Origin of the sequence: Bittarella massiliensis (ex Durand et al. 2017), from assembly GCF_001486165.1 — a bacterium.
Lineage (GTDB): Bacteria > Bacillota > Clostridia > Oscillospirales > Ruminococcaceae > Bittarella > Bittarella massiliensis.
Genome location: NZ_LN908977.1, coordinates 1185095 through 1206533, shown reverse-complemented (window position 1 = coordinate 1206533; position 21439 = coordinate 1185095). Strand labels below are relative to the sequence as shown.

General features: G+C 57.3%; 18 protein-coding genes. 15 read left to right on the top strand and 3 right to left on the bottom strand.

What is annotated here, in order from left to right; translation table 11 throughout:
* Positions 1-211: 211 nt before the first annotated feature.
* From BN3266_RS12605 to BN3266_RS12595, 3 genes are read left to right on the top strand one after another with little or no spacing between them, the layout of a single operon-like run.
* A complete protein-coding gene (locus BN3266_RS12605) occupies positions 212-985 on the top strand; it encodes a nitroreductase family protein (protein ID WP_059005470.1) in 774 nt (257 codons plus the stop codon).
* A gap of 12 nt (positions 986-997) precedes the next feature.
* Positions 998-1363 (top strand): ArsR/SmtB family transcription factor, encoded by a 366-nt coding sequence (locus BN3266_RS12600; protein WP_021658871.1) that lies wholly within the window; start codon positions 998-1000, stop codon positions 1361-1363.
* A complete protein-coding gene (locus BN3266_RS12595) occupies positions 1360-2115 on the top strand; it encodes an EFR1 family ferrodoxin (RefSeq protein ID WP_059005468.1) in 756 nt (251 codons plus the stop codon). The genes BN3266_RS12600 and BN3266_RS12595 overlap by 4 nt, the downstream gene beginning before the upstream one ends.
* 281 nt (positions 2116-2396) lie before the next feature.
* On the opposite strand, the gene BN3266_RS12590 is transcribed toward BN3266_RS12595, so the two are convergent.
* Together BN3266_RS12590 and BN3266_RS12585 are read right to left on the bottom strand one after the other, a co-directional pair.
* On the bottom strand, positions 2397-2681 hold the full coding sequence (locus BN3266_RS12590; RefSeq protein ID WP_059005466.1) for a hypothetical protein: 285 nt from the start codon (positions 2679-2681) through the stop codon (positions 2397-2399).
* A gap of 67 nt (positions 2682-2748) precedes the next feature.
* Positions 2749-4305 (bottom strand): Na+/H+ antiporter NhaC family protein, encoded by a 1557-nt coding sequence (locus BN3266_RS12585; protein WP_059005464.1) that lies wholly within the window; start codon positions 4303-4305, stop codon positions 2749-2751.
* Positions 4306-4506: 201 nt separating this feature from the next.
* Between BN3266_RS12585 and BN3266_RS12580 the strand changes: the two genes are divergently transcribed.
* The 12 genes from BN3266_RS12580 (at position 4507) to BN3266_RS12520 (ending at position 19650) form a co-directional block, all read left to right on the top strand.
* Positions 4507-5388 (top strand): DegV family protein, encoded by an 882-nt coding sequence (locus BN3266_RS12580; RefSeq protein ID WP_059005459.1) that lies wholly within the window; start codon positions 4507-4509, stop codon positions 5386-5388.
* A 474-nt stretch (positions 5389-5862) separates the two neighbouring features.
* A complete protein-coding gene (locus BN3266_RS12575) occupies positions 5863-6966 on the top strand; it encodes a BMP family lipoprotein (protein ID WP_044992050.1) in 1104 nt (367 codons plus the stop codon).
* Positions 6967-7301: 335 nt separating this feature from the next.
* Positions 7302-8396 (top strand): BMP family ABC transporter substrate-binding protein, encoded by a 1095-nt coding sequence (locus tag BN3266_RS12570; RefSeq protein WP_059005457.1) that lies wholly within the window; start codon positions 7302-7304, stop codon positions 8394-8396.
* A gap of 510 nt (positions 8397-8906) precedes the next feature.
* Positions 8907-9968, top strand: a complete 1062-nt coding sequence (locus BN3266_RS12565; RefSeq protein WP_195891629.1) for a BMP family ABC transporter substrate-binding protein — start codon at positions 8907-8909, stop codon at positions 9966-9968.
* 654 nt (positions 9969-10622) lie between these two features.
* Entirely contained in the window at positions 10623-12164 is a 1542-nt protein-coding gene (locus BN3266_RS12560) for an ATP-binding cassette domain-containing protein (protein WP_368013955.1), read from the top strand.
* On the top strand, positions 12157-13236 hold the full coding sequence (locus tag BN3266_RS12555; protein ID WP_021658572.1) for an ABC transporter permease: 1080 nt from the start codon (positions 12157-12159) through the stop codon (positions 13234-13236). The genes BN3266_RS12560 and BN3266_RS12555 overlap by 8 nt, the downstream gene beginning before the upstream one ends.
* On the top strand, positions 13236-14168 hold the full coding sequence (locus tag BN3266_RS12550; protein ID WP_021658571.1) for an ABC transporter permease: 933 nt from the start codon (positions 13236-13238) through the stop codon (positions 14166-14168). The genes BN3266_RS12555 and BN3266_RS12550 overlap by 1 nt, the downstream gene beginning before the upstream one ends.
* Before the next feature lie 105 nt (positions 14169-14273).
* A complete protein-coding gene (locus BN3266_RS12545; protein WP_021658569.1) occupies positions 14274-15215 on the top strand; it encodes a nucleoside hydrolase in 942 nt (313 codons plus the stop codon).
* A 490-nt stretch (positions 15216-15705) separates the two neighbouring features.
* Positions 15706-16656, top strand: coding sequence for a nucleoside hydrolase (locus BN3266_RS12540; RefSeq protein WP_059005454.1), 951 nt, complete (start codon positions 15706-15708; stop codon positions 16654-16656).
* Positions 16657-17068: 412 nt separating this feature from the next.
* Entirely contained in the window at positions 17069-17452 is a 384-nt protein-coding gene (locus tag BN3266_RS12530; RefSeq protein ID WP_044992047.1) for a hypothetical protein, read from the top strand.
* Positions 17453-18108: 656 nt separating this feature from the next.
* The gene (locus BN3266_RS12525; RefSeq protein WP_059005449.1) at positions 18109-18807 is read left to right on the top strand and encodes a Crp/Fnr family transcriptional regulator; all 699 of its coding nucleotides are present in this window, start codon (positions 18109-18111) and stop codon (positions 18805-18807) included.
* 39 nt (positions 18808-18846) lie between these two features.
* A complete protein-coding gene (locus BN3266_RS12520; protein ID WP_021658562.1) occupies positions 18847-19650 on the top strand; it encodes a nucleoside phosphorylase in 804 nt (267 codons plus the stop codon).
* A gap of 79 nt (positions 19651-19729) precedes the next feature.
* Here the strand turns inward: BN3266_RS12520 and BN3266_RS12515 are convergent, their stop codons facing one another.
* Positions 19730-20896, bottom strand: coding sequence for a M20 metallopeptidase family protein (locus tag BN3266_RS12515; protein WP_059005447.1), 1167 nt, complete (start codon positions 20894-20896; stop codon positions 19730-19732).
* Positions 20897-21439: the final 543 nt, after the last annotated feature.

Sequence of the window (21439 nt, the reverse complement as noted above, 5' to 3'; positions counted from 1 at the left end):
AATAGAGGTGGGGCGGCGGCGCGGCCAAGGGGCTGTGCCGCCGCCCTCTTTTTCGTCTGGGCGGCATTTGGCGCCTCCTTCGGGGGTGGTCCCGTGTCGGCCCGCGCCGGGCGCAGGGGGCTGAATGGGAGCCAATTCCTTTACCGATGTTGTTTTGCCCCCGTCTCTCTGTTATAACAGTTAAAGAAGGTTGACGAAAGGATGGGAAGAGATGAAACAGCGCCAGGTGATCATTGACACAGAACGCTGTGTGGGATGTGGTCTGTGCAGTCGGGTCTGCGTTGCCCGCAACATTGCCATCAGCGGCCAAAAAGCGGGCACAATAGGAGAGTCCTGCATCTTTTGCGGGCAGTGCTCGGCGGTCTGTCCGCAAAAGGCCATTTCCATGGTGGGCTGCGGGGACGGACAGGTCGAGAAGGAGGGGGATGTCCGCCTCTGCCCCGACGACGTTTTGAACGCCATCCGCTTTCGCAGGAGCGTCCGCACCTTTCAGCAGAGGGAGATCCCGCGGGAGGTGCTGGCACAGATTTTGGAGGCGGGCCGGCTCACCCACACGGCAAAGAACGCACAGGACCTCTCCTTTGCCGTCCTCGACAGGGAAAAAGACCGCGTGGAGGGGATGGCGGTCAGGCTGTTCAGGGCGGTGCGGCCGATCGCGGGCTGGTTTAGCCCACTGGCGAGGAACAGCCGGATCGACGAGCACTTTTTCTTCTTTCGCGCGCCAACTGTCATCGTCATCCTGGCCAACGATCCGACGAATGGCGTCCTCGCCGCGCAGAATATGGAGTTCGTCGCGGAGGCAAACGGCCTGGGCGTGCTGTACAGCGGCTTTTTTACCATGGCCGCCCGCGCTTCGCGAAAGATAAAACGGGTGATCGGCGTCCCCAAGGGGAAACGGGTGGCCATGACGTTGGTGCTCGGCTATCCGGGTGTCAAGTATCTGCGGTCGACCCCTCACCGGGCGCTGGATGTGCGATATTTATAGGGGGGATCGGGAATGGAAAAAGGGTGTGAGGAAAACCGTCGGCAGCTCGCCGCCGGCTTTCGGCGCTGTCGGGACGCCTTCACGGCGATCGGCGATGAGACGAGGCAGGCCCTCCTGCTCGCCCTGTTGGAGAGCGACCTGTCCGGGATCCGGGTGGGGGAGATCGCCCAGAAAACCCATCTCACCCGCCCTTCTGTCTCCCACCACCTGAAGATATTGAAAGAGGCGGGCATCGTCGCCATGCGCAGGGAGGGGACAAAGCACTACTACTATTTGAGCGCCGACGAGACGCGGTGGAAAGAGATCGCCGATCTGGTGGGCCGCGTCTATTCGAGCATCCAGCACATCAGTGCGCCATCGGAGGGGGAAGAAGGATGATTTTGTACTTTTCAGGAACGGGAAACAGCGAGTATGTCGCCCAAAAGCTGGGGCGGTTGGTCGGCGACGAGGTCTTGAACCTCTTTGAAGCCATCAAAAACAGCGACTTTTCGGAGCGGCACTCCCAGCGCCCCTGGGTGGTGGTCGCCCCGACATACGCCTGGAGGATCCCGCGCATCCTGCAGGCGTGGCTGGAACGCACCCCCCTCTCCGGGAGTGCGGAGCTGTATTTTGTCATGACCTGCGGCGGGAGCATTGGAGATGCCGGGCGCTATCTGGCGGAGCTCTGCACCCAAAAGGGGATGAATGACCGCGGGTGTATGGAAATCGTGATGCCCGAAAACTACCTCGCCCTGTTCACCACCCCGACCAGGGAGGAGGCGCTGCGGACGATAGAGAAGGCGGACAGGGGGATCGAGAGCGCAACCCGCCTCCTCAAGGGGGGCGAAAATTTCCCCAGACCAGAGGTCTCCTTTGGCGGTCGGGTCAACAGCGGGCTGGTCAACCGGCTCTTTTACCCCCTGTTTGTCCACGCCAAGAAGTTTTACGCCACCGATGCCTGCGTCTCCTGCGGCAGATGTGTCGAGGTCTGCTCCCTCGACAACGTCCGCCTGTCGGGCGGAAAACCCGTATGGGGGGAGCGCTGCACCCACTGCATGGCCTGTATCTGCCGCTGCCCCAAAGAGGCCATCGAGTACGGGCGGCACAGCAGGGGCCTGCCGCGCTACACCTGCCCCAAAAAGGCACAATAGACGGCACCATAAAAAAGGGGGAGACGGCGCCTCGCATGCGCTTGTCCCTCCCCCTTTTGCTGTCTGCCGATGCGGCGGGACGGCAGGGCGGGTACGGCCGGTTTGCCCGAGGAGGGTCCGCTTCTGTCCGGCCCTCTACCGGGGGCGCTGGGCTGCCGTCCCAGCGCCCGCCCTTTTCTCCCGCAGCGCCCCCACTGCAGAAGGACTTTCCCGCGGAGAGGGGAAAAGACAGGGCCGGTGGAGCATCGTTTGCTCCACCGGCCCTGTCTTTTCTTGAGGGGTCAGCGCCCGTCCTCTGGGGGAGGGGCGTCGTCCTCCTCCCTCGCCGGCTCCTGGATCTCCAGGTGCTCGGCAGGGGGTTCCGGGGGCTGGATCTCCAGCTTTTCCGCCGGCCCGTCGTAGGCGCGGCTGTTGGCCCGGTTGAATTCCTCTTTTTGCTGTTGCTTTTTCTTGTAGTGGTTGCTGATGAGCTTGCGGACGACAAAGACCGCAATGAGCATCAATAGGGCGTATACCAGGGTCTGCCCCGCCATGTAGGAGGCGCGGACCAGCGATTCGTTGTCCATAAAAGATCCCCTTTCCAAGGTCGTGTGGCTGCCCGAGTGGACGGGTTTGCCGGAGGAGGTGCCGCGCCTAGCGGCTGGCCGCCTCTGCCTCGGCCCGCTCTTTTTTCATGGTGCGGCGGTGGAGGAAGAGGAGGGAGAGCAGCAGCAGGGCCACGGCCACCACCAGGGTGAGGAGGGCGTTGGCGGTGAAGCCCGCCACAACAAAGCCCACAAAGCAGCAGCCGGCGGCCAGGGTGGCGTAGGGCAGTTGGGTGGACACGTGGTCGATGTGGTTGCACCCGGCCCCCGCGGAGGAGAGGATGGTGGTGTCGGAGATGGGGGAGCAGTGGTCGCCGTAGACCGCCCCGGCCAGGATGGCGGCGAAGATGATGGGGATGAGCTCCGGCGCCGAGTAGCGGGAGATCTCCACCGAGATGGGGATGAGCATGGCAAAGGTCCCCCAGGAGGTGCCGGTGGCGAAGGCGAGGCCGCCCGCCACCGCAAAGATGACGGCGGGGAAGAGCTGCAGGGGGAAGTGGGAGGAGCGCACCAGCTCGCCCACGTACTGCCCGGTGAGCAGGTATTCGGTGCAGACGCCGCCGATGGACCAGGCCAGGACCATGATGGTGATGGCGCTGAGCATGGACTTGAAGCCGGTGGTGATGCCGCCGAAAAATTCTTTAAAGGTCATGAGGCGGCGGGGCAGGTAGAGGAGCAGGGCCACGATCAGGGCGCCGAAGGCCCCGTAGGTGAGGGAGGCGTTGGAGTCGGTGTTGGCAAAGGCGGCCATCAGTCCGACCTTTTCGCCATCCACCACAGTGCCGAAACCGCCGGTCCAGAGCATGGAGGCCACGGTGAAGAGGATGAGGGAGGCGATGGGGAGGACCAGATCCCAGATCCGCCCCTTTTCCGAGGGGACGATCCCGTCCAGCTCGTCCTGCGCCTGGGCGGCGGGGACGTTTGTGATTTCACTGCCTTCCCGGCGGGTCTTCTCAAAGCGCTCCATCGGGCCGAAATCCAGCTGACAGAGGGAGAGGGCGATGACCATGATGATGGTGAGGATGGCATAGAGGTTGAAGGGGATGGACTGCAGGAAGGTGGTCATCCCGTTTTGGGTGGCGCCGGTGTCCGCCAGCACCGAGATGGCGTAGGCCGCAAAGCTGGAGATGGGGGCGATGGCGCAGATGGGGGCGGCGGTGGCGTCGATCACGTAGGCCAGCTTGGCGCGGGAAATCAGGTGTTTGTCGGTGATGGGGCGCATGACGGTGCCCACGGTGAGGCAGTTGAAGTAGTCGTCAATAAAGATGAGCAGTCCCAGCCCGCTGGTGGCCAGCATGGCGCTGGAGCGCTTTTTGATCTTGCGGGACGCCCATTCCCCGTAGGAGCGGGAGCCGCCGGACATGGTGACCACGCAGACCAGGGCCCCCAGCAGGGAGAGGAAGACCACCATGTAGGCGTTGTCGCCAATTTTGGTGGTGATGAGTGAAAAGAGCTCCACCAGGGCCTGAAGGGGGTTGCCGCCGGTGTAGATGAGCAGCCCGGAGAGGATGCCCACCAGCAGGGAGGAGATGACCTCTTTGGTGATGAGGGCCAGAACGATGGCCAAAATGGGGGGGAGCAGGGACCAGAAGCCGAAGTGCTCCATTGTAGATGACCTCCTTTGGTTTTGCTGAAATCGACACAGCTTATCAAATTTTATCACAATTTGTGTGGAAAAACAATCGCGCCGACAAACTGCACATCTTTTTTGGAACAGCCTTGGAGAAAAAGTGGGGAAAACGGGTTTGCCTTGATTTCCCAGTGCAGATACTATAAAATGTAGACAATAAACAGGGAGGTATCCAACATGGAAAACACCTATCTCATCACCACCGATTCTACCACCGATTTTGACCCCGCTTATATAAAGGAACACGACATCCACATGGTCCCCCTCTCCTACGTGGTGGACGGGGTGAGCCACCCCGACCTCAACGCCACCGAAACAGGCGACTACAAGGCCTTTTACGACGCCCTGCGGGCGGGGGCCATGCCCACCACCTCGCAGGTCACCCCGGAGGAGGGGATCCGCTTCTTTGAGCCCCTCTTGCAGCAGGGGTATGACATCCTCCACCTGGCCTTCACCTCCGGCCTCAGCGGCACCTGCGGCAGCATGATGGTGGCAGCCGACGAACTGCGGGAAAAATACCCCGAGCGCAAGATCACCGTCATCGACTCCCTCTGCGCCTCCCTGGGGGAGGGACTGCTCTACCACCACATGCGCCGCCTGCAGGACGAGGGCAAGAGCATGGAGGAGGTGGCCGAGTGGACCGAGCGCAACAAGCTGCGCCTGTGCCACCAGGTCATTGCCGACGACCTGCACCACCTGCAGCGGGGCGGCCGCGTCTCCAAGACGGCGGCGGTCTTTGGCACCATGCTGGGAATCAAGCCCATCATCCACGTCAACAACGAGGGCAAGCTCATCCCGGTGGGCAAGGCGCGGGGCCGCAAGGCGGGGATCGAGTCCCTGCTCAAGACCATGGAGGAGAAGTTTGTCAAAGAGGACAACGACGTGGTCTATATCTGTCATGCCGACTGCCTAGAGGACGCCCAGCAGACGGCCAGGCAGATCAAGCAGCGCTTTGGCGTCAAAGAGGTGTATATCAACTATATCGGCACGGTCATCGGCAGCCATACCGGCTGCGGCACCATGGCTATCTTCTTCCTCGGCGACAAGCGGGACATGTAAATTCAGGAAAGAATGAATAGAAAGGCGTCTTCATACAGCGGGTGGAGGCGTCTTTTTTTTGTGCGGGAGGGGGGCGCGTCTATTTTGTGCCCTAAAATGCCGCAAAAAAATTTTTATCCCCCCGGTGAAGGGTTGCGTCGAGAAATGAAAATTGATGAATGTTTTTAACGAAAATGATAGTTGCATGCAATTTGCATATTTTCGACCGGCCGGCAACGGGAGAGGAGGAAAAGAAGACTTTGACAAAAAAGTTGTAGCATTTTACTACAATGAAATGTAAAAACGGTTTTCTATATGAACAACTTACATATAAAAAGGAAAAGTAGACAAAAATCAAAATTGCTTTTAATGGAAATCGGCAAAGATGGGGCAATTGAATTGACAAGGCATTCCCAGCTGGCTAAAATTAGTTACAGCAAAACCCGTTTGACAATCCCCGTGTGGCGCGGGGAACCATTTGGAGGAGGTTTCAAAATGAAAAAATTACTGGCATCTTTGCTTGCCGTGACCATGATCGCCTCTCTGGCGCTCGTTGGCTGCGGCGACAGCAAGGACAAGGGTACTGGCGACAGCAGCGGCGACAACAAGAGCGGTATCAAGAGCATCTGCTTTGTCACCACCAACCTGGGCGACAAATCCTTTAACGACATCGCCAACGACGGCATCGTCAACTCCGGCAAGAAACTGGGCCTGGACTACAAGGTCATCGAGTACGGCACCGACAAGTCCAAGATGGAGCCCGCTTTCCTGGACGCGGCTGAGAACTACGACATGGTCTTCTTCTCCAGCGGCGAGCAGCTGGAGCTGATCCAGCGCCACGCGGAGGAGTTCTCCGACGTGAAGTTTGTCGGCTTTGACATCGACCCCGACAAGGACCCCAAGTTCCCCAACATCTTCTGCATCACCTACGCCCAGAACGAGGGCGACTTCCTGGCCGGCGCGCTGGCTATGAAGATTTCCAAATCCGGTGTCATCGGCTTTGTCGGCGGCGCTGAGGCCCCCGTTATCAACGACTTCATGGTCGGCTACATCGAGGGCGCCCTCCACGCCAAGGCTGACGGCAAGGTGGCCATCGCCTTCGTGGGCGACTACACCAACGCCCCCAAGGCCAAAGAGTTCGCTCTCCTTCAGATCACCACCAACAAGGCGGACGTTCTGCACGGCGTGGCCGGCGGCGCTGGCCTGGGCGTGTTCGAGGCTGCTGCCGACAACAAGGGTGTCTGGGGCATCGGCGTTGACGCCGACCAGCGGCAGTTCTTCGTGGACTCCAAGCCCGAGATCGCCAATGTTATCCTGACCTCCATGCTCAAACGCAATGATATCGCCATCGAGGACATCGTCACCCGCACCTGCAACGGCGACACCAGCGACTTCGGCACCATCAAAAAATGGGGCGTTGAGAAGGAAGTTACCGTTCTGGTCGAGAACGACTACTACAAAGAGAACACCACCGAAGAGCAGCGCGCATTTGTCGACGAGTGCAAGAAGGGCATCATCGACGGATCCATCAAAGTTTCCACCGGTTACGGCATGGATCAGGATACCCTGAACGCCCTGCGCAACAAAGCCAAAGCCTAAGAGAGAGGTCTCTCAACAAGCGGGTTTTCAAACGGCTCAATCAAATCAAAAGAGGAGAGCGATTTCGCTCTCCTCTTTTTTGTGTGCAGAAAAGGGGCGTGCCACGGAAGCGGAGGCTGCCGGTGAGCTTCCTTTGACAGAGAGAGGCTGGGATCAGTGGCGGGTAAAAACAGGTGACTTTACCGATATTTCTGTTCAATGGATACAAAAGGAGTGGCTGCATTAATTGAAAAGAGAGAAGTTTTTATTTACATGTTGACATATTTTTAGATATAGTATATGGTCAAGGCAAACAAATCCACCCTTGAGAGGCCATTCTGAGGAGGCTGCTTGACATGAAGAAAATCGGCGCACTGTTATTGGCACTGACATTGACAGCGGGAATGCTTCTGACCGGCTGTGGCGACAGCAAAGAGGAGGGCGGCTCTGGCGAGACCAAAGAGGGGGCCATCAAGAGCGTGGCGTTCCTCGCCGGCGCGCTCGGCGACAAGTCGTTTATCGACATCTCCTACGCCGGCATCAAATCCGCCGGTGAGAAACTGGGCATCACCTACAAGGCTGTGGAGTACGGCAGCGACAAATCGAAGATGGAACCGGCCCTTCTGGACAGCGCAGAGACCTATGACATGGTCATCTTCTCCGGCAACGAATTTTTGGAGTATCTGTACAAATACCCCGATGAATTCCCGGACACCAAGTTTGTGGCCTTTGACATCGAGCCGGGCACCGAGATCAAGATGGCCAATGTCTTTGCCATCACTTTCCGCCAATGCGAAAGCGATTACCTGGCCGGCGCCTTCGCCATGACTTTGAGTAAAACCAAGGTCGTCGGGTTTTTGGGCGGCATGGAGGCCCCTGTCATCAACGACTTTTTGGTCGGATTTATTGAAGGGGTGCAGAGGGTAGACCCCAACGGCAAGGTGGCGCTGGTCTACAATGGATCTTACAGCGACGCCCCCAAAGCAAAAGAGTTCTCTCTGATGATGGTCAATCAGAACAAGGCGGACGTTCTGCACCAGGTTGCCGGCGGCGCTGGGTTGGGTGTATTCCAGGCCTGCCAAGAAGCTGAGATCTGGGGCATCGGCGTGGATGCCGACCAGTACGAGTTCTTCAAAGACGAGAAACCCGAAATCGCCGCGGTCATCATCACCTCCGCTGAAAAGAGGGTGAATGTGGCCCTGGAGACCGCCATCACCGATACCTACAACGGCACCGCCACCTACTATGGCACCCGGGAGGACTGGGGAATTGAAAAGGGGGTTGCCGACCTGGCCCAAAACGACTTCTATGAGGCCAACGCACCACAGGCCTGCAAAGATGCGGTCGACGCGGCCCGCGAAGATGTGAAGAGCGGCAAGGTAAAGGTCACCACCGGCTACGGCATGGAACAGGAAGAGCTGAACAAACGCCGTAACTCGGTAAAACCGTAACAACTTTAAAGGGAAGTTGCGAGGAGGGGGGGCGCCTGAGCGCCCTTCCTTCTTTGTGGTTGCAAAAAGATAGCAGTTGACGGGTGAAAAAGAAGGAGTGGCAAAAGGCCAACGGAGGAGAAAGGATCTTCTATCCTCTGCGACTTTGCAGCTGAAAACAGATGCAAAAAGGGGGAATTGTCCGTCTGAGCGGATCTTTCTGCCAAAATTGGAAAGCAGGCAGATTTTTCGCAGAAAATCACATTTGATAGAAAATGTTGAACAAAAGTTGAAGAGAAAACGCCCATTTATATAAGGAAGGGGAACTTTTAAATGGAATTTATGGTTTTCTATAAATCGTGCACAAAAAAAGGGCGAGATTTTGTTTCATATTAGAGAAAACGGTTCGATTTTATTGACGAACTGTTACGAAAGGATTATACTGCAAGCATGGAAAAACCCATCTCAAGTAATTTTATGGGGAGGCTATTCAAAATGAAAAAACTTCTGGCAATGCTGCTAGCAGTGACCATGGTCGCGGGTTTGGCCCTGACCGGTTGCGGCGACAGCAAAGAGGGAGGCAACTCTGGCGGCGACGCCAAAGAGGGCGCCATCAAGAGCGTCGGCTTCATCTGTGGTAACCTGGGCGACAAGTCCTTCAACGACATCTCCTACGAGGGTGTCAAGTCCGCCGGCGAAAAGCTGGGCATCACCTACAAAGCAGTTGAGTACGGCACCGACAAATCCAAGATGGAGCCCACCCTGCTGGACAGCGCTGATGCGTACGACATGATCATCTTCTCCGGCAACGAGTTCCTGGAGATCCTCGAGAGACACGCTGACGAGTGGCCCAACACCAAGTTCGTCTGCTTCGACATCGAGCCGGGCACCGAGATCAAAATGTCCAACGTCTTCGCCATCACCTTCCGTCAGTGCGAGAGTGACTACCTGGCCGGCGTTTTCGCCATCACCCTGAGCGACACCAAGACTGTTGGCTTTGTCGGCGGCATGGAAGCCCCCGTTATCAACGACTTCCTGGTTGGCTTCATTGAGGGTGTCCAGAGAGCTGACGCCAATGGCAAGGTCGCCATGGTCTACAACGGCTCTTACACCGACGCCCCCAAAGCCAAAGAGTTCTCTCTGATGATGGTCAACAACAACAATGCTGACGTTCTGCACCAGGTCGCCGGTGGCGCTGGTCTGGGCGTGTTCCAGGCCTGCCAGGAGAAGAAAATCTGGGGCATCGGCGTGGACGCTGACCAGTACGAGTTCTTCAAAGACGAGAAACCTGAGATCGCCGCAGTCATCATCACCTCCGCTGAAAAGAGAGTGAACGTGGCTCTGGAGACCGCCATCACCGACACCTACAACGGCACTGCCACCTACTACGGCACCCGTGAGGACTGGGGCGTTGAGAAGGGCGTTGCCGATCTGGCTGAGAACGACTACTACCAGCAGAATGCTCCTCAGAAGTGCAAAGACGCTGTCGCTGCTGCCCGCGAGGACATCAAGAGCGGCAAAGTGAAGGTCACCACCGGCTACGGCATGGCTCAGGACGAGCTGAACAAACGCCGTGACTCTGTGAAACCGTAAACTGCTAGCGAACAATAAAAAGAAGGGCGGATGATTCCGCTCTTCTTTTTTTGCAAAAGAGGTTTGTCAGGCTCCCATCGAAAACAAAAAAGCGCTTGCTTTCTTGAGAAGCAACATTTCTAAATGGAGAAAGTGCAAGTTGTGGGCAGGATAGAGCATCCCTTTGCATGAGGGGGAGAAAAGGGGAAAACAGACGGAATTGACAAAACTTGTGAACGAACTGTAAAAATGAGGAAACTGTTATATTTGACAAGAGGGGACCACCGCAAAAACACAATCATCTATACAGTTGTACAAATTAAGTTCAGTTTGTTTTCAATGTTTATGGCAATTTTATCTAGTTATTTTAGAGTGTTCCTCTTAGCAAAAATTCAGAAATTGACAATTTGCATAAAATCCAAAAGCCATATATGTGCTATAAAGAGGTTTTCTTCATTCCCTGTTTACATTTCCAAGCAAATTGGTTAGAATTTATGATAGTGAAATTAGTATTGGGTGCCGTGCGGCGTATGGTGCGGCCGCGGGGTTTTCAGTACTAATCTTTGGGTGTCCCGAGCGCCCGAAATCACGAAAATCTACTGCAAATGTCCTGTCAAAAGGCAGGCCGTTTAAAGGTAAGTACGAGGTGATTGTATGCCAGAAGAAATTCTATTAATGGACAACATTACCAAAGTGTACGCCAATGGCTTTGTGGCCAACAAAGACGTAACATTGTCCGTTAATAAGGGCGAGATCCACGCGCTGTGTGGCGAGAACGGCGCTGGCAAGTCCACCTTGATGAAGGTCCTCTTCGGTAGTGAAACCCCCGAAGAAGGCCGCATTGTCATCAAGGGAGAAGAGGTCAAAATCAACAACCCCCTAGAGGCCATCGCCCTTGGGGTAGGCATGGTTTGGCAGCACTTTATGCTCTGCCCTTCTTTGACCATCGCTGAAAACCTGATTTTGGGCATGGAGCCCAAAAAGTTCGGCAAGTTCGGGCCGCTGAACATGGCGCAGGCCAACAAGGTCGCCCAGGAAGCCTGTGAAAAGTACGGCTTTAAGCTGGACGTCACCAGAAAGGTCGAGGAGCTGGCTGTCGGCAACAAGCAGAAAGTTGAGATCCTCAAAGCTCTGATCCGCGGCGCCGAGATCCTGATCCTCGACGAGCCCACCGCTGTTCTGACCCCGCAGGAGACCGCCGAGCTGTTCGTGCAGCTGCGCCACCTGAAAGAGCTGGGCCATACGATCATCTTCATCTCTCACCACCTGGACGAGGTCAAAGAGCTCTGCGACCGCCTGACCGTCCTGCGCCTGGGCAAATCCGTGGGCACCGCCATTGTGGCAGACGTGACCCAGCAGGATATCTCCCGGATGATGGTCGGCCGCGACGTCATGCTGAAGATCGACAAGACCAAAGCACAGCCCACAGAGACCGTGCTGAAGATCCGCGATCTTACATACAAAGATGAAGAGGGCCGCGACATTGTCAAAGGCTTCAGTGCCAGCGTCCGCAAGGGCGAGATCGTCGGCATTGCCGGCGTTGAGGGCAACGGCCAGCGCGAGATCTCCGAGATCATCACCGGCCTGCTGCCGCTGAACAACGGCGAGATCACCATCGACGGCCAGTCCATTCGCGGCAAGTCCATCCGCCAGATCCGCGAGATGGGCGTCGCCCACATCTCCGAGGACCGCATGACCTACGGCTGCTCCGAGAACCTGTCGGTCAAGGACAACATCATCTCTGACCGCTACTACAAGAAAGACTACAAGCAGGGCCCCCTGATGAACAACAAGAAGCTCGACTCCGAAGTAGACGAGCTCATCAAGGAGTTCTTGGTCAAATGCGGCGACCGCAATGAGCCGGTCCGGATGCTCTCCGGCGGCAACATGCAGAAGGTCGTTGTCGCCAGAGAGTTCTCCGGCGATACCCGCCTGATTGTCGCCAACCAGCCCACCCGCGGTATCGACGTCGGCGCCACCGAATTCATCCGCAGAAAGCTCGTCGAGCTGAGAGATGGCGGAGCGGCTGTCCTGCTGATCACCGCAGACCTCAACGAAGCGCTGGAATTGAGCGACAGCTTGGTTGTCATGTGCGGCGGCGAGATCGTTGCCTACTTTGAAGATGCCTCTCAGGTCACCGACTTCATTCTTGGTGAGTATATGCTGGGCCTGAAGAGAATGTCCGACGAGGAAATCGGGAGGGTCTGCTATGACTAGTAAACAAATTGAAAAACGCTTTGACTTTTTCAAAACTGTTCTCTGTGTTCTCATCTCTTTTGTAATTGCGTTTATCCTCATCCTGCTGGTCAGTAAAGACCCGTTTGAGACCTTCAAGGTCTTCTTGATTGGGCCTCTGCAGTCCGTCCGCCGGATGGCGAACGTCATCGAGCTGGCGATCCCCTTGACCTTCTGCGGCGTCGGTGTTGCCATCATGTACTCGGCCAACCAGTTCTCCATGATCACCCAGTCCTCCTTCTTCCTGGCGGCCTGCTTGAGCTCCTGGTTTGCCATCTACGTGAAGCTGCCGAGGGGCCTGCACAGCCTGCTGGTCATCCTCATGGGCGCCATCATCGGCGGTGCCATCGCCGCTGTTCCCGCCTTCATGAAGGTGAAATGGAAGGCCTCTGAGGTCGTTTCTTCCCTGATGCTCAACTACATCGTCAACAACTTTGTCGCCTACTTCTTGATTTACGTCTTCAAAGACAAAGATGCTGGCTTCAACGCCTCTTACGAGTTCCACAAATCCGCTAAGCTGACCGTTCTGATCAAGGGCACCCGCATTCACACCGGCATCATTGTCTGCGCCCTGGTCGTGGTCTTCGCTTACCTGCTCCTTTACAAAACCAAATGGGGCTACGCCATCCGCGCAGTCGGCCAGAACCAGGATTTCGCCAAGTACTCCGGCATCGCGGTTGCCTCCGTTATGATGTACTCCCAGATCATCGGCGGTATCATCTCCGGTATCGGCGGCTCTGTCGAGATGATGGGTCTGTTCACCCGGTTCACCTGGGAAGCTCCCCCGACCTACGGCAACGACGCCCTGATGGTCGGCATCCTGGCTCGCTATAACCCCGCGATGGTTCCCCTGTCCGCTCTGTTCCTGGCATACATCCGTACCGGTGCTGACGTCATGTCCCGTGTTACCGATATGCCCATCGAGTTCGTGTTCATCATCCAGGGCGTTGTCATCATGCTGGTTGCTGCCGACATGTTCCTGGCCAAGTGGAAACACAAGCTCATCGTTAAGAATGCTCAGAAACAGATTGCTGTGAAGGAGGTTGCGAAGTAATGTTAGAACAGATTTTTTCGACTCTGTTTAGTTGGGCTACCCTGAAAGCTGCTCTGCGTTTTACAACCCCCATCCTGCTGGCTTCTCTGGGCGCTATCTTTACTGCAAGAGCAGGCGTTCTGAACCTGAACTTGGAAGGTACCATGCTGGCCGCGGCTTTGGGCGGCGTTCTCGGGTGCCACTACGGTGGAAGCCTCTGGACTGGCATTCTGGCCGCCATTCTGGTAGGCGTTTTGATTGCCGCCATCCTCGCTTGGGACGGCATCTACATGAAATCCAACATGGTGCTTGCCGGTACCGCTTTGAACACCTTCGTCTCCGGCCTTACCATATTCGTACTGTTTATGATAACGGGTGAGAAGGGCACATCAACAAAGCTGACCAGCTACAAAATGCCCAGCATCGACATCCCCCTGATCAAGGACATCCCTGTTCTGGGCGAGATCCTCTCCGGGCACAGCATCCTGACCTACTTTGCCTTCATCTGCGTGTTCATCGCCGCCTTCCTGCTGTTCAAGACCGCCATCGGTCTGCGGATCCGTGCAGTCGGCGAGAACTCCGATGCCGCTGAGTCTGTCGGCGTCAACGTCAAGAGGATCAAAGCCATGTCTCTGATCATCTGTGGCTTCTTCGCTTCTCTGGGCGGCGCCTACCTCTCCATGGACTATGTGACCTGGTTCCAGCGTGAAATGACCTCTGGCCGTGGCTTTATCGCCCTGGCTGCTATGAACCTCGGCAACTCGCATCCTGTTGGCACCATGCTGGCCGCCATGCTGTTTGGCGCTGCCGAAGCGATCGCCACCATCCTGCAGTCGCTGAAGATCCCCTATCAGCTGGTTCTGATGATCCCCTACTTCGTCACCCTGATCGGCCTGATCGTCTACGCTATCCGCCGCGAAGCGAAAATCAAAAAGCTCCGCATGTCCAGATAGTCAAAATCCAAATATCTTGCAAATGGATAGCTGTTTGGCTATCCATTTGTTTTTTCCAAGGCAGCCGGCCAAGAGGGCTGTAGCTATTTAAAGGAGGAGACATCTGTGGAGAAGATCCCCGTTATTATCGACTGCGACCCCGGGCATGACGACGCCATTGCTCTCACCATGGCGCTGGCCAGCGAAAAGCTGGAGGTGCTGGGGGTGACCCTGGTGGGCGGCAATCAGACATTGGAGAAAATCACCAAGAACTGCCTGACGGTGCTCGACTACATCGGCAAAGAGGTGCCGGTGGCTGTGGGGGCAGAGGGCCCCATCCGCAGAGAGCTGACGGTGGCGGCCAACGTACACGGCGAGAGCGGGTTGGACGGCCCAACGCTGCCGCCGCCCCACTCCAAGCCCGTTTCCACCCACGCAGTCGAGTTTATGCGCCGACTGATCGAGGGGTGTGACCGCCCGGTCACCCTGATTCCCCTGGGCCCCCTGACCAATATCGCCACCCTCTTTTTGGCCCACCCGGAACTCAAGGCGAAGGTCAGCCGCATCTCCCTGATGGGCGGGGCGGCCCTCAGTGGCAACCGCACCCCCACCACCGAGTTCAACACCTGGCAGGACCCGGAAGCGACCCATCTGGTCTTTTCCTCCGGCATCCCCATCACCATGTGCGGCATCGACATCACCCACAAGGCCCTGATCCGGGACAGCGATATCGCCGACTTCCGGGCCATCGGCAACCGGGCAGCGGTGATGGTGGCCGATTTGCTGGACTTTTTCTCGAGCTACTACAAGTCCATCGGCGTCAATGAAACCCCTCTGCACGACCCGGTGGCCGTAGCCTGGGTCATCGAGCCCAGCATCTGCCGGACAGAGCGCCTCAATGTCTCGGTCGATTTGGACGGCGAGCACACGGTGGGCTGCACGGTGACCGATTTTCGCGGTGTCACCGGCAAAGAGCCCAACTGCGATGTGGGGCTGGACATCGACAGAGAGGCCTTTGTGGGGCTCATCAAAGAGCTGTTACACCACTACGACGGGCAGGTTGCCTAGACAAAAAATGCATTAAGAATTGACGGCAGGACGGCCGCGATGAACAAAAAGACTCGCCGCTGCAAAGGCAGAGGGACAGGAAGCGACTGCCGGTAGGCTGGTTCTATGTGTGTTGACTGAGCCCCTTTAAATGCCGCTTAGATGGACGGCAGACGGCCTCAATGGCTACATTGCGCCAATGGCTGTGAAGAAAACGTGAATTTGCATTTGCAGCCGGAGGGGCAGATCATTTCGCCCGATGTCTAGAAAGATGCCCTGCGGCGGGGCTATGGGGAAACGGCGGGCAACAAGGTTTCCCGGTAAGAGAAGATTGCGAAGAGAGCGAAAAGCAGGGAAGGCCAAAGGGCAGGACAGTCTCAATATCCTGATGCAGCGGCCGAGCTGGAGCGCCGGGCGCGCCTGCCGCCGAATCTCCGTGAAGGAAGAGGCCCCCTATACCGACCTGCAAAACAAGGCGGATAAACCGCCATTTGAGAGGAGTATGATTGATTTGGAAAAGAAGATTCCCCTGATTATTGACACCGACCCGGGAGTGGACGATGCTTTCTGCATGTTGCTGGCAAATTCCAGCGACCGGGTGGAGATCCGCGCCATCACCGCAGTGGCGGGGAATGTCCCCCTCTGCCACACAAAAGAGAATGCCCGCCGTTTGGCGGGGATGATGGGGCTGCGTGGGACCCGGGTGGCAGCCGGAGCGGAGAAGCCGCTGATCGTGCCCCAGGAGACGGCGGAGATGGCCCACGGGAAAAACGGGATGGGCGGCCTGGAATTGCCCGAGACCGATAAGGAACTGGACCTCTTGCCCGCCTGGGATGTCATCTATGAGGAGTGCAAAAAGGCCGAAGGGGAGATGCAGATTGTTGCTGTTGGCCCCCTGACCAACATCGCCATCGCCCTCCTCAAATACCCGGAACTCAAGGGCCTGATCAAGCACCTGACCATCATGGGGGGGGCCCAGACAACGGGCAATCACTCCCCCTATGGCGAGTTCAACGTCTGGGCGGACCCCCACGCGGCGGAAATTGTCTTTCAGGCGGGGGTGCCCATGACCATGATCGACCTGGACGCCTGCCACATGAGCTACCTCACCGACGAGGAGTACGACACCTTTGTGGGGATGAAGAACCGGTACAGCGAGAATTTCTTTGAGTTTATGGCCAAGCGTGAAGAAGAGAGAAAGTCCCGCATGGCTGGAACGCCGTTTGCCGGCAAACATTCGCCCCCGGACGCGGTGACCATTGCCGCTCTGCTGGACGAGGATCTCTTTACCTATGAATGGCTGCCCGTTTCGGTGGAGACCCACGGTCCCTGCATGGGCCGGACGGTGGTGGATTACCGCAACCGAGAGGGGAAGACCCCTAACTGCCGGGTGGTCAGAGGCGCCGATCGCCAGCGGTTTGTCAACCTGTTTTATAAGATGGCGGAAGTTTACGCCAAATAGCAGCGATGAAAGAGAGCGCGGTCGCCTTGAGCGGTCGCGCTCTTGATTGTTTACGACGGCCACTCGACCCGGATAATGAAAAAAGAGAAGGGGATGATTTTGCCGGCTGTCCGCTGCGATGGGGGCACTCTGGCAGCTGGCGATTTCCTCCTTTCTCCAAGACAGCAGAAAAATAACATGCAAAACAAATGCTTTTTAAAAAACTTGTTCGCCCTTTTTTAAGACAATGCAGACTTTGCAATCCTCAAAATAACTAGGAAAGATCTGGATGTAGATGTCTTTCAATCAATTTTTAAAAGGCAGAAAAGTGTGCAAAAAAAGGCCTGTTTTCATATTGCCAAATTAGTGGTAAAATAGAGACAGATACTTCACCACAGTGGGGCGAATCAAAAAACAGGAGGAAAAAGATAAGATGAGCGCATCAAAGTTGGAGAAACAGCAGGCAAAACTTGTGGAGTTGGGCGCCATGGAGCAGGGAGACACCCTAATCGACTTTCTGCAGGCGAGTTATGTGGAGCGCCTGGTCGGAAAGATGGGCAGATGGAAACAGGGCTGGGCCTATTTTACTGAAGAGCGGCTGATTGTCACGACAGGGCTGCTGGAAGAGAATCTCATCATCCCTTACAAGACCATCCGCGAACTGGGAAAGTGTTCGCAGAGCTTGATGCCCATTGGCATTGTCATCACCCATGAGGACGCAAAGACAGGGGAGACGGTGACCGACAGGGTCTCGATGATGAAGCGGGATCGGTGGATGAAGTTTATGGCGGACAAGGCCGGTATCCTCCTCTCCTGACGGCACCCGGAGCGCCCTGCCCAAACATTTGGGAGATAAGGCAGAGACGTCTTAGAAGGAGTTTGCACGCGAACGGGCTCGACCTGGCCCCGCTGGCAGGGGAAGGACTTATGTTATCATGCAGGCTTTTTACCCGCACAGGGGAGAATGGGAACGGTGTGCAGGTCATTTGTCTGCGATAATTTCTTCTTTTATCCTATAAACAGGCGCTGGGCTGCTTTTGGAAGGTAGCCCAGCGCCTGTTTGCCATCTCCCCTTGCGGCTGGCCAGATGTTATGATAGGGAAAAAAGATTGACAAAGGAGGGGCGGGGATATATCTGCTCCGGCCTTTTTTCGGTTGTAGGCAGCATGGCCCCCTTTGCAGGCAAAGGGGGAAAAAGCCGCTCCCCAGATTGGCAAGCAGGGGGCGGTTGTGCTTTGAGAGAGCAGGCTTCGTTGTAGGTGAGGGAACAGGGGTTAGACACAGCAATCCGATTTGAAAGGGTCGTCAAGAAAAGAAGGGAGGAGTGGAAAGGATGTACAAAATGAGAAGGTATGGACAGCTGGCCTTTTTTGTGAAAGAAGAGGGGACTACAATGGTGCCAGGGAAACGGAAAGGAGCAGCCTCCAAATCGGCGGTCTGCCCATCGACATTGGCAGGAGAGGAGGAGTACCTGTGACGGTGCAGGAGTGGTTGGCCGGAGAAGAGGAGGGCCGCCGGGCGCAGCTGCAAGAACAGTTTGCCAATTTGGCGCCGGGAACCGAGATCCGCCTGCTCGACCTAAATCCGGGCGAGGTGCTGATGCGCCAGGGAGACAGCTGGTGGGAGGTTTGTACCCTCATCGAGGGTCGGGTACAGGTGGCTACCCACCAGCCGAACTACACCACCCACACCCTGCGGGAGTTTTCGCCTTTTGTTCGATTTGGACACTGGGAGGCGTTGGGGAAAAGCCCGTTTTTGGCGGCGACGGTGCGGGCCAAGAGCACCTGCCGGTTCTGCGCCCTCTCTCGAGAGGCCTATCTCCGCTGGCTCACAGACAGCCCGCAAGTCCTGATGAAGGAGGCGAGTGAAGCGGTGAGCGCTCTGCTTTATCAGGGGCTCTTGGACCGAAATACCCTGGTGATGGAGAGCGAGAGTCGGGTGGCATTCTACCTTGTCAGTTGCTTTCAGGCGGAGGGGCGCAAGGGAGGGACAGAGGTGGTGATCCGGCGCAGCCACCAGGAGATAGCAGAGGCCACCGGTCTTTCGGTGCGCACGGTGACTCGCATCCTGCACCGGTTGCGGGAGCGGGGGCTGGCGGGCTCCAAAAAGGGAAAGGTCGCCCTCGCCCCCTCGCAGGCCGAAGCGTTAAGGGAACTCTTTCCTCCGTTCTAACCGTTTCCCACACTACAAAAAAACAGGGAGGAACGGACCATGTCACAGCAATTCCACATGAAAATCGAGGAGGGGCAGGTGGCCCCTTACGTGCTGCTTCCGGGAGACCCGGGGCGGGTGGAGATGGTCGCCAAGTATTGGGACAAAGCCACCAAAGTGATGAGCAACCGAGAGTACGTTACCTATACCGGGGAGTACAAAGGGGTGCCCATCAGCTGCGCCAGCACGGGGATCGGCGCGCCTTCCACCTCCATTGCCATGGAGGAGTTGGCCCGGTGCGGCGCCACGACATTTCTGCGCATCGGGACCTGCGGTACCTTTCAGGACTGGGTTCAGAACGGGGATATCGCCATCTTTGACTCGGCCGTCCGGCTGGATGGGGCCTCCAAGCTCTACGCGCCGGTAGAGTTCCCCGCCGCCGCCAACTACGAAGTGGTGAACGCCTGTGTCGAGGCGGCAGAGGGGATGGGAGAGCGGTACCATGTGGGGACCACCCGCTCGGCTGACACCTTTTACGCCCGCCATGCAAAGCCGGGCTCCTCTTTTGGCGGCTACTGGCAGTCCAGTTGGGCCAGCCACTTCGATGACCTAAAGCGGATGGGGGTGGTGGCGGCCGAGATGGAGGCCAGCCTCATCTTTGTGCTGGCCCGGGTCTGGGGACTGCGGGCCGGGGGTATTTCAGTGGTGCTGGACAATGTCTGCCAATGCGCCGGTGAAAGCGGCAACTTTGAGCCGGAGAAGGCCATCGACCATGCCGCCAGCTATATTGAAAAACTCTGCCTTGCAGGCTGTGAGAGTGTGCGCATCCTGGCGAAAAAGGACCGCGCCAGGAGGGCAGGATAGCACGGCGGTACCGGTAAAAAAAGAGGGAGATGCACAGATCCTGTGCATCTCCCTCTCTATATATCTGGGAAAAGGGGCCCTACTGGCCCAGGAAGAAAGCGGTGTAGCGGACGAAGAACTCGACCCCCAGGGGGAGGGCGCTTTCGTCCACGTCAAAGGTGGGGTTGTGGTGGTTGCCGGAGGTGCCGGGGCGGGTGGAGTGGCAGCCCAGGTTGGCGTAGAAGCCGGGGAAGGCCGCCAGGAATTCGGCGAAGTTGTCGGAAGCGGCAGAGGGGTCTCTGCCGTCGACCAGTTCCAGCCCCATTTCCTGGGCAATCTGGCGGCCGTCCTCGGTGGCGGCGGGGTCGTTGATGAGGGGGAACTTGGCGGCGACCGCGCTGGTCACCTCGACGGTGCAGCCGTGGGAGGCGCAGACCCCCTCACAGGTCTGGCGGATCTTCTCCAGCACCTTCTGCCCGTCGCCGTACTTGTAGTAGCGGATGGTGCCCTCGATGTGTCCGGTCTCGGGGACGATGTTGAAGCGGTCCCCCGATTTGATGGCGCAGGGGCTGACCACGCAGGTGTCAAACATGCTGTGGTGGTTGACCGGAATGGTGATGAGCCGCTGGTAGCAGTCCACCGTGGCCTTGATGGGGTCGACGGTCAGGTCGGGCCGGGAGCCGTGTCCCCCCACCCCCTTGACATCGATGTAGAAAATCTCGGCCCCGGAGAGGCGGGCCCCGGGCACCAGTTCAAGGGTGCCGGGATTCAAGTCCCCCAGCACGTGGATGCCGATGGCCTGATCGACCCCGCCCTTGCCCTGCAGGTATTCCACGATCTCGTCGGCACCCTGACCGGCCTCCTCGGCGATTTGGAAGCAGAGGTAGACCTTCCCTGCCAGCTGGTCTTTGATTTCCAGCAGGGCCTTGCCGGTGCCCAGCAGCATAGCGGCGTGGGCGTCGTGCCCACAGGCGTGCATGCAGCCGGGGATCTGGGATTTATAGGGGACGTCGGTCTCCTCTTCCAGGGGAAGGGCGTCGAAGTCGGCGCGGATGGCCAGAGATTTACCCGGCTTTCCCCCTTCGATGACGCCTACCACGTTGCGGCGGCCCACGATCTCGTAAGGGATGCCCATGGCGTCCAGTTCCTCGGCGATGCGGCCGGAGGTCCACTCCTCCTGCAAGCTCAGCTCAGGGTGCATGTGAAATTCCCGTCTGCGCTCCACCACGTATGACTCGTGCGATTTGACAAGTTGATGCAGGTCCATCTGTTCTTCCTCCCAATAGAGCGGCTGTCCCGCGGTCGCGGGTGAAGGGGACAGCGCGATGATTTTACTGCTTTACAGCATTTCCTTATCCATTATACGGCTGGACAAAAAGCCTGTCAATCGCGGGGGAAAGACGGCGCTATCCGGCGGTGGTTTTAAGCGCTATTTTAGAGTTGGAAGATTGTGAATGAAAAGGCCAAAATGCCCAAGCGCCCATCCGGGCGAGGGGAAAGGAGAAGAAGGGATTTGCGTTCTTCGGAACGGGGGAGGCTTCTCTGTGATTGGCCGTCCCCATGGAGAAAGGCGTGTACGCCATTTTCTTATATGGCTGGGCGAAGGGCTCGCCGACCGCGAAAAGGCGATATTGTCTGGCAGCAGCTTTTCGCGCTCTCCCCAGATGAGAGTACGTTTGCCGCCAGGAGAGCGAAAAGGCCCAGCGGCGCAGTCGATTTCTGGGGTAAAAGGAGGAGAGGGGGGAAAGGCCTTGTCCCCGTTACAGAGGGGGGGCCATCAGCAACAAGCCGCTCTCTGGAAGAGAAAGGG

Excerpts from the sequence above, each read along its gene's own strand:
- BN3266_RS12575 (WP_044992050.1), top strand. The coding sequence starts at position 5,863 with ATGAAAAAATTACTGGCATCTTTGCTTGCCGTGACCATGATCGCCTCT.
- BN3266_RS12595 (WP_059005468.1), top strand. The coding sequence starts at position 1,360 with ATGATTTTGTACTTTTCAGGAACGGGAAACAGCGAGTATGTCGCCCAA.
- BN3266_RS12605 (WP_059005470.1), top strand. The coding sequence starts at position 212 with ATGAAACAGCGCCAGGTGATCATTGACACAGAACGCTGTGTGGGATGT.
- BN3266_RS12585 (WP_059005464.1), bottom strand. The coding sequence starts at position 4,305 with ATGGAGCACTTCGGCTTCTGGTCCCTGCTCCCCCCCATTTTGGCCATC.
- BN3266_RS12560 (WP_368013955.1), top strand. The coding sequence starts at position 10,623 with ATGGACAACATTACCAAAGTGTACGCCAATGGCTTTGTGGCCAACAAA.
- BN3266_RS12520 (WP_021658562.1), top strand. The coding sequence starts at position 18,847 with ATGTCACAGCAATTCCACATGAAAATCGAGGAGGGGCAGGTGGCCCCT.
- BN3266_RS12530 (WP_044992047.1), top strand. The coding sequence starts at position 17,069 with ATGAGCGCATCAAAGTTGGAGAAACAGCAGGCAAAACTTGTGGAGTTG.
- BN3266_RS12515 (WP_059005447.1), bottom strand. The coding sequence starts at position 20,896 with ATGGACCTGCATCAACTTGTCAAATCGCACGAGTCATACGTGGTGGAG.
- BN3266_RS12550 (WP_021658571.1), top strand. The coding sequence starts at position 13,236 with ATGTTAGAACAGATTTTTTCGACTCTGTTTAGTTGGGCTACCCTGAAA.
- BN3266_RS12570 (WP_059005457.1), top strand. The coding sequence starts at position 7,302 with ATGAAGAAAATCGGCGCACTGTTATTGGCACTGACATTGACAGCGGGA.
- BN3266_RS12555 (WP_021658572.1), top strand. The coding sequence starts at position 12,157 with ATGACTAGTAAACAAATTGAAAAACGCTTTGACTTTTTCAAAACTGTT.
- BN3266_RS12580 (WP_059005459.1), top strand. The coding sequence starts at position 4,507 with ATGGAAAACACCTATCTCATCACCACCGATTCTACCACCGATTTTGAC.
- BN3266_RS12590 (WP_059005466.1), bottom strand. The coding sequence starts at position 2,681 with ATGGACAACGAATCGCTGGTCCGCGCCTCCTACATGGCGGGGCAGACC.
- BN3266_RS12565 (WP_195891629.1), top strand. The coding sequence starts at position 8,907 with ATGGTCGCGGGTTTGGCCCTGACCGGTTGCGGCGACAGCAAAGAGGGA.
- BN3266_RS12600 (WP_021658871.1), top strand. The coding sequence starts at position 998 with ATGGAAAAAGGGTGTGAGGAAAACCGTCGGCAGCTCGCCGCCGGCTTT.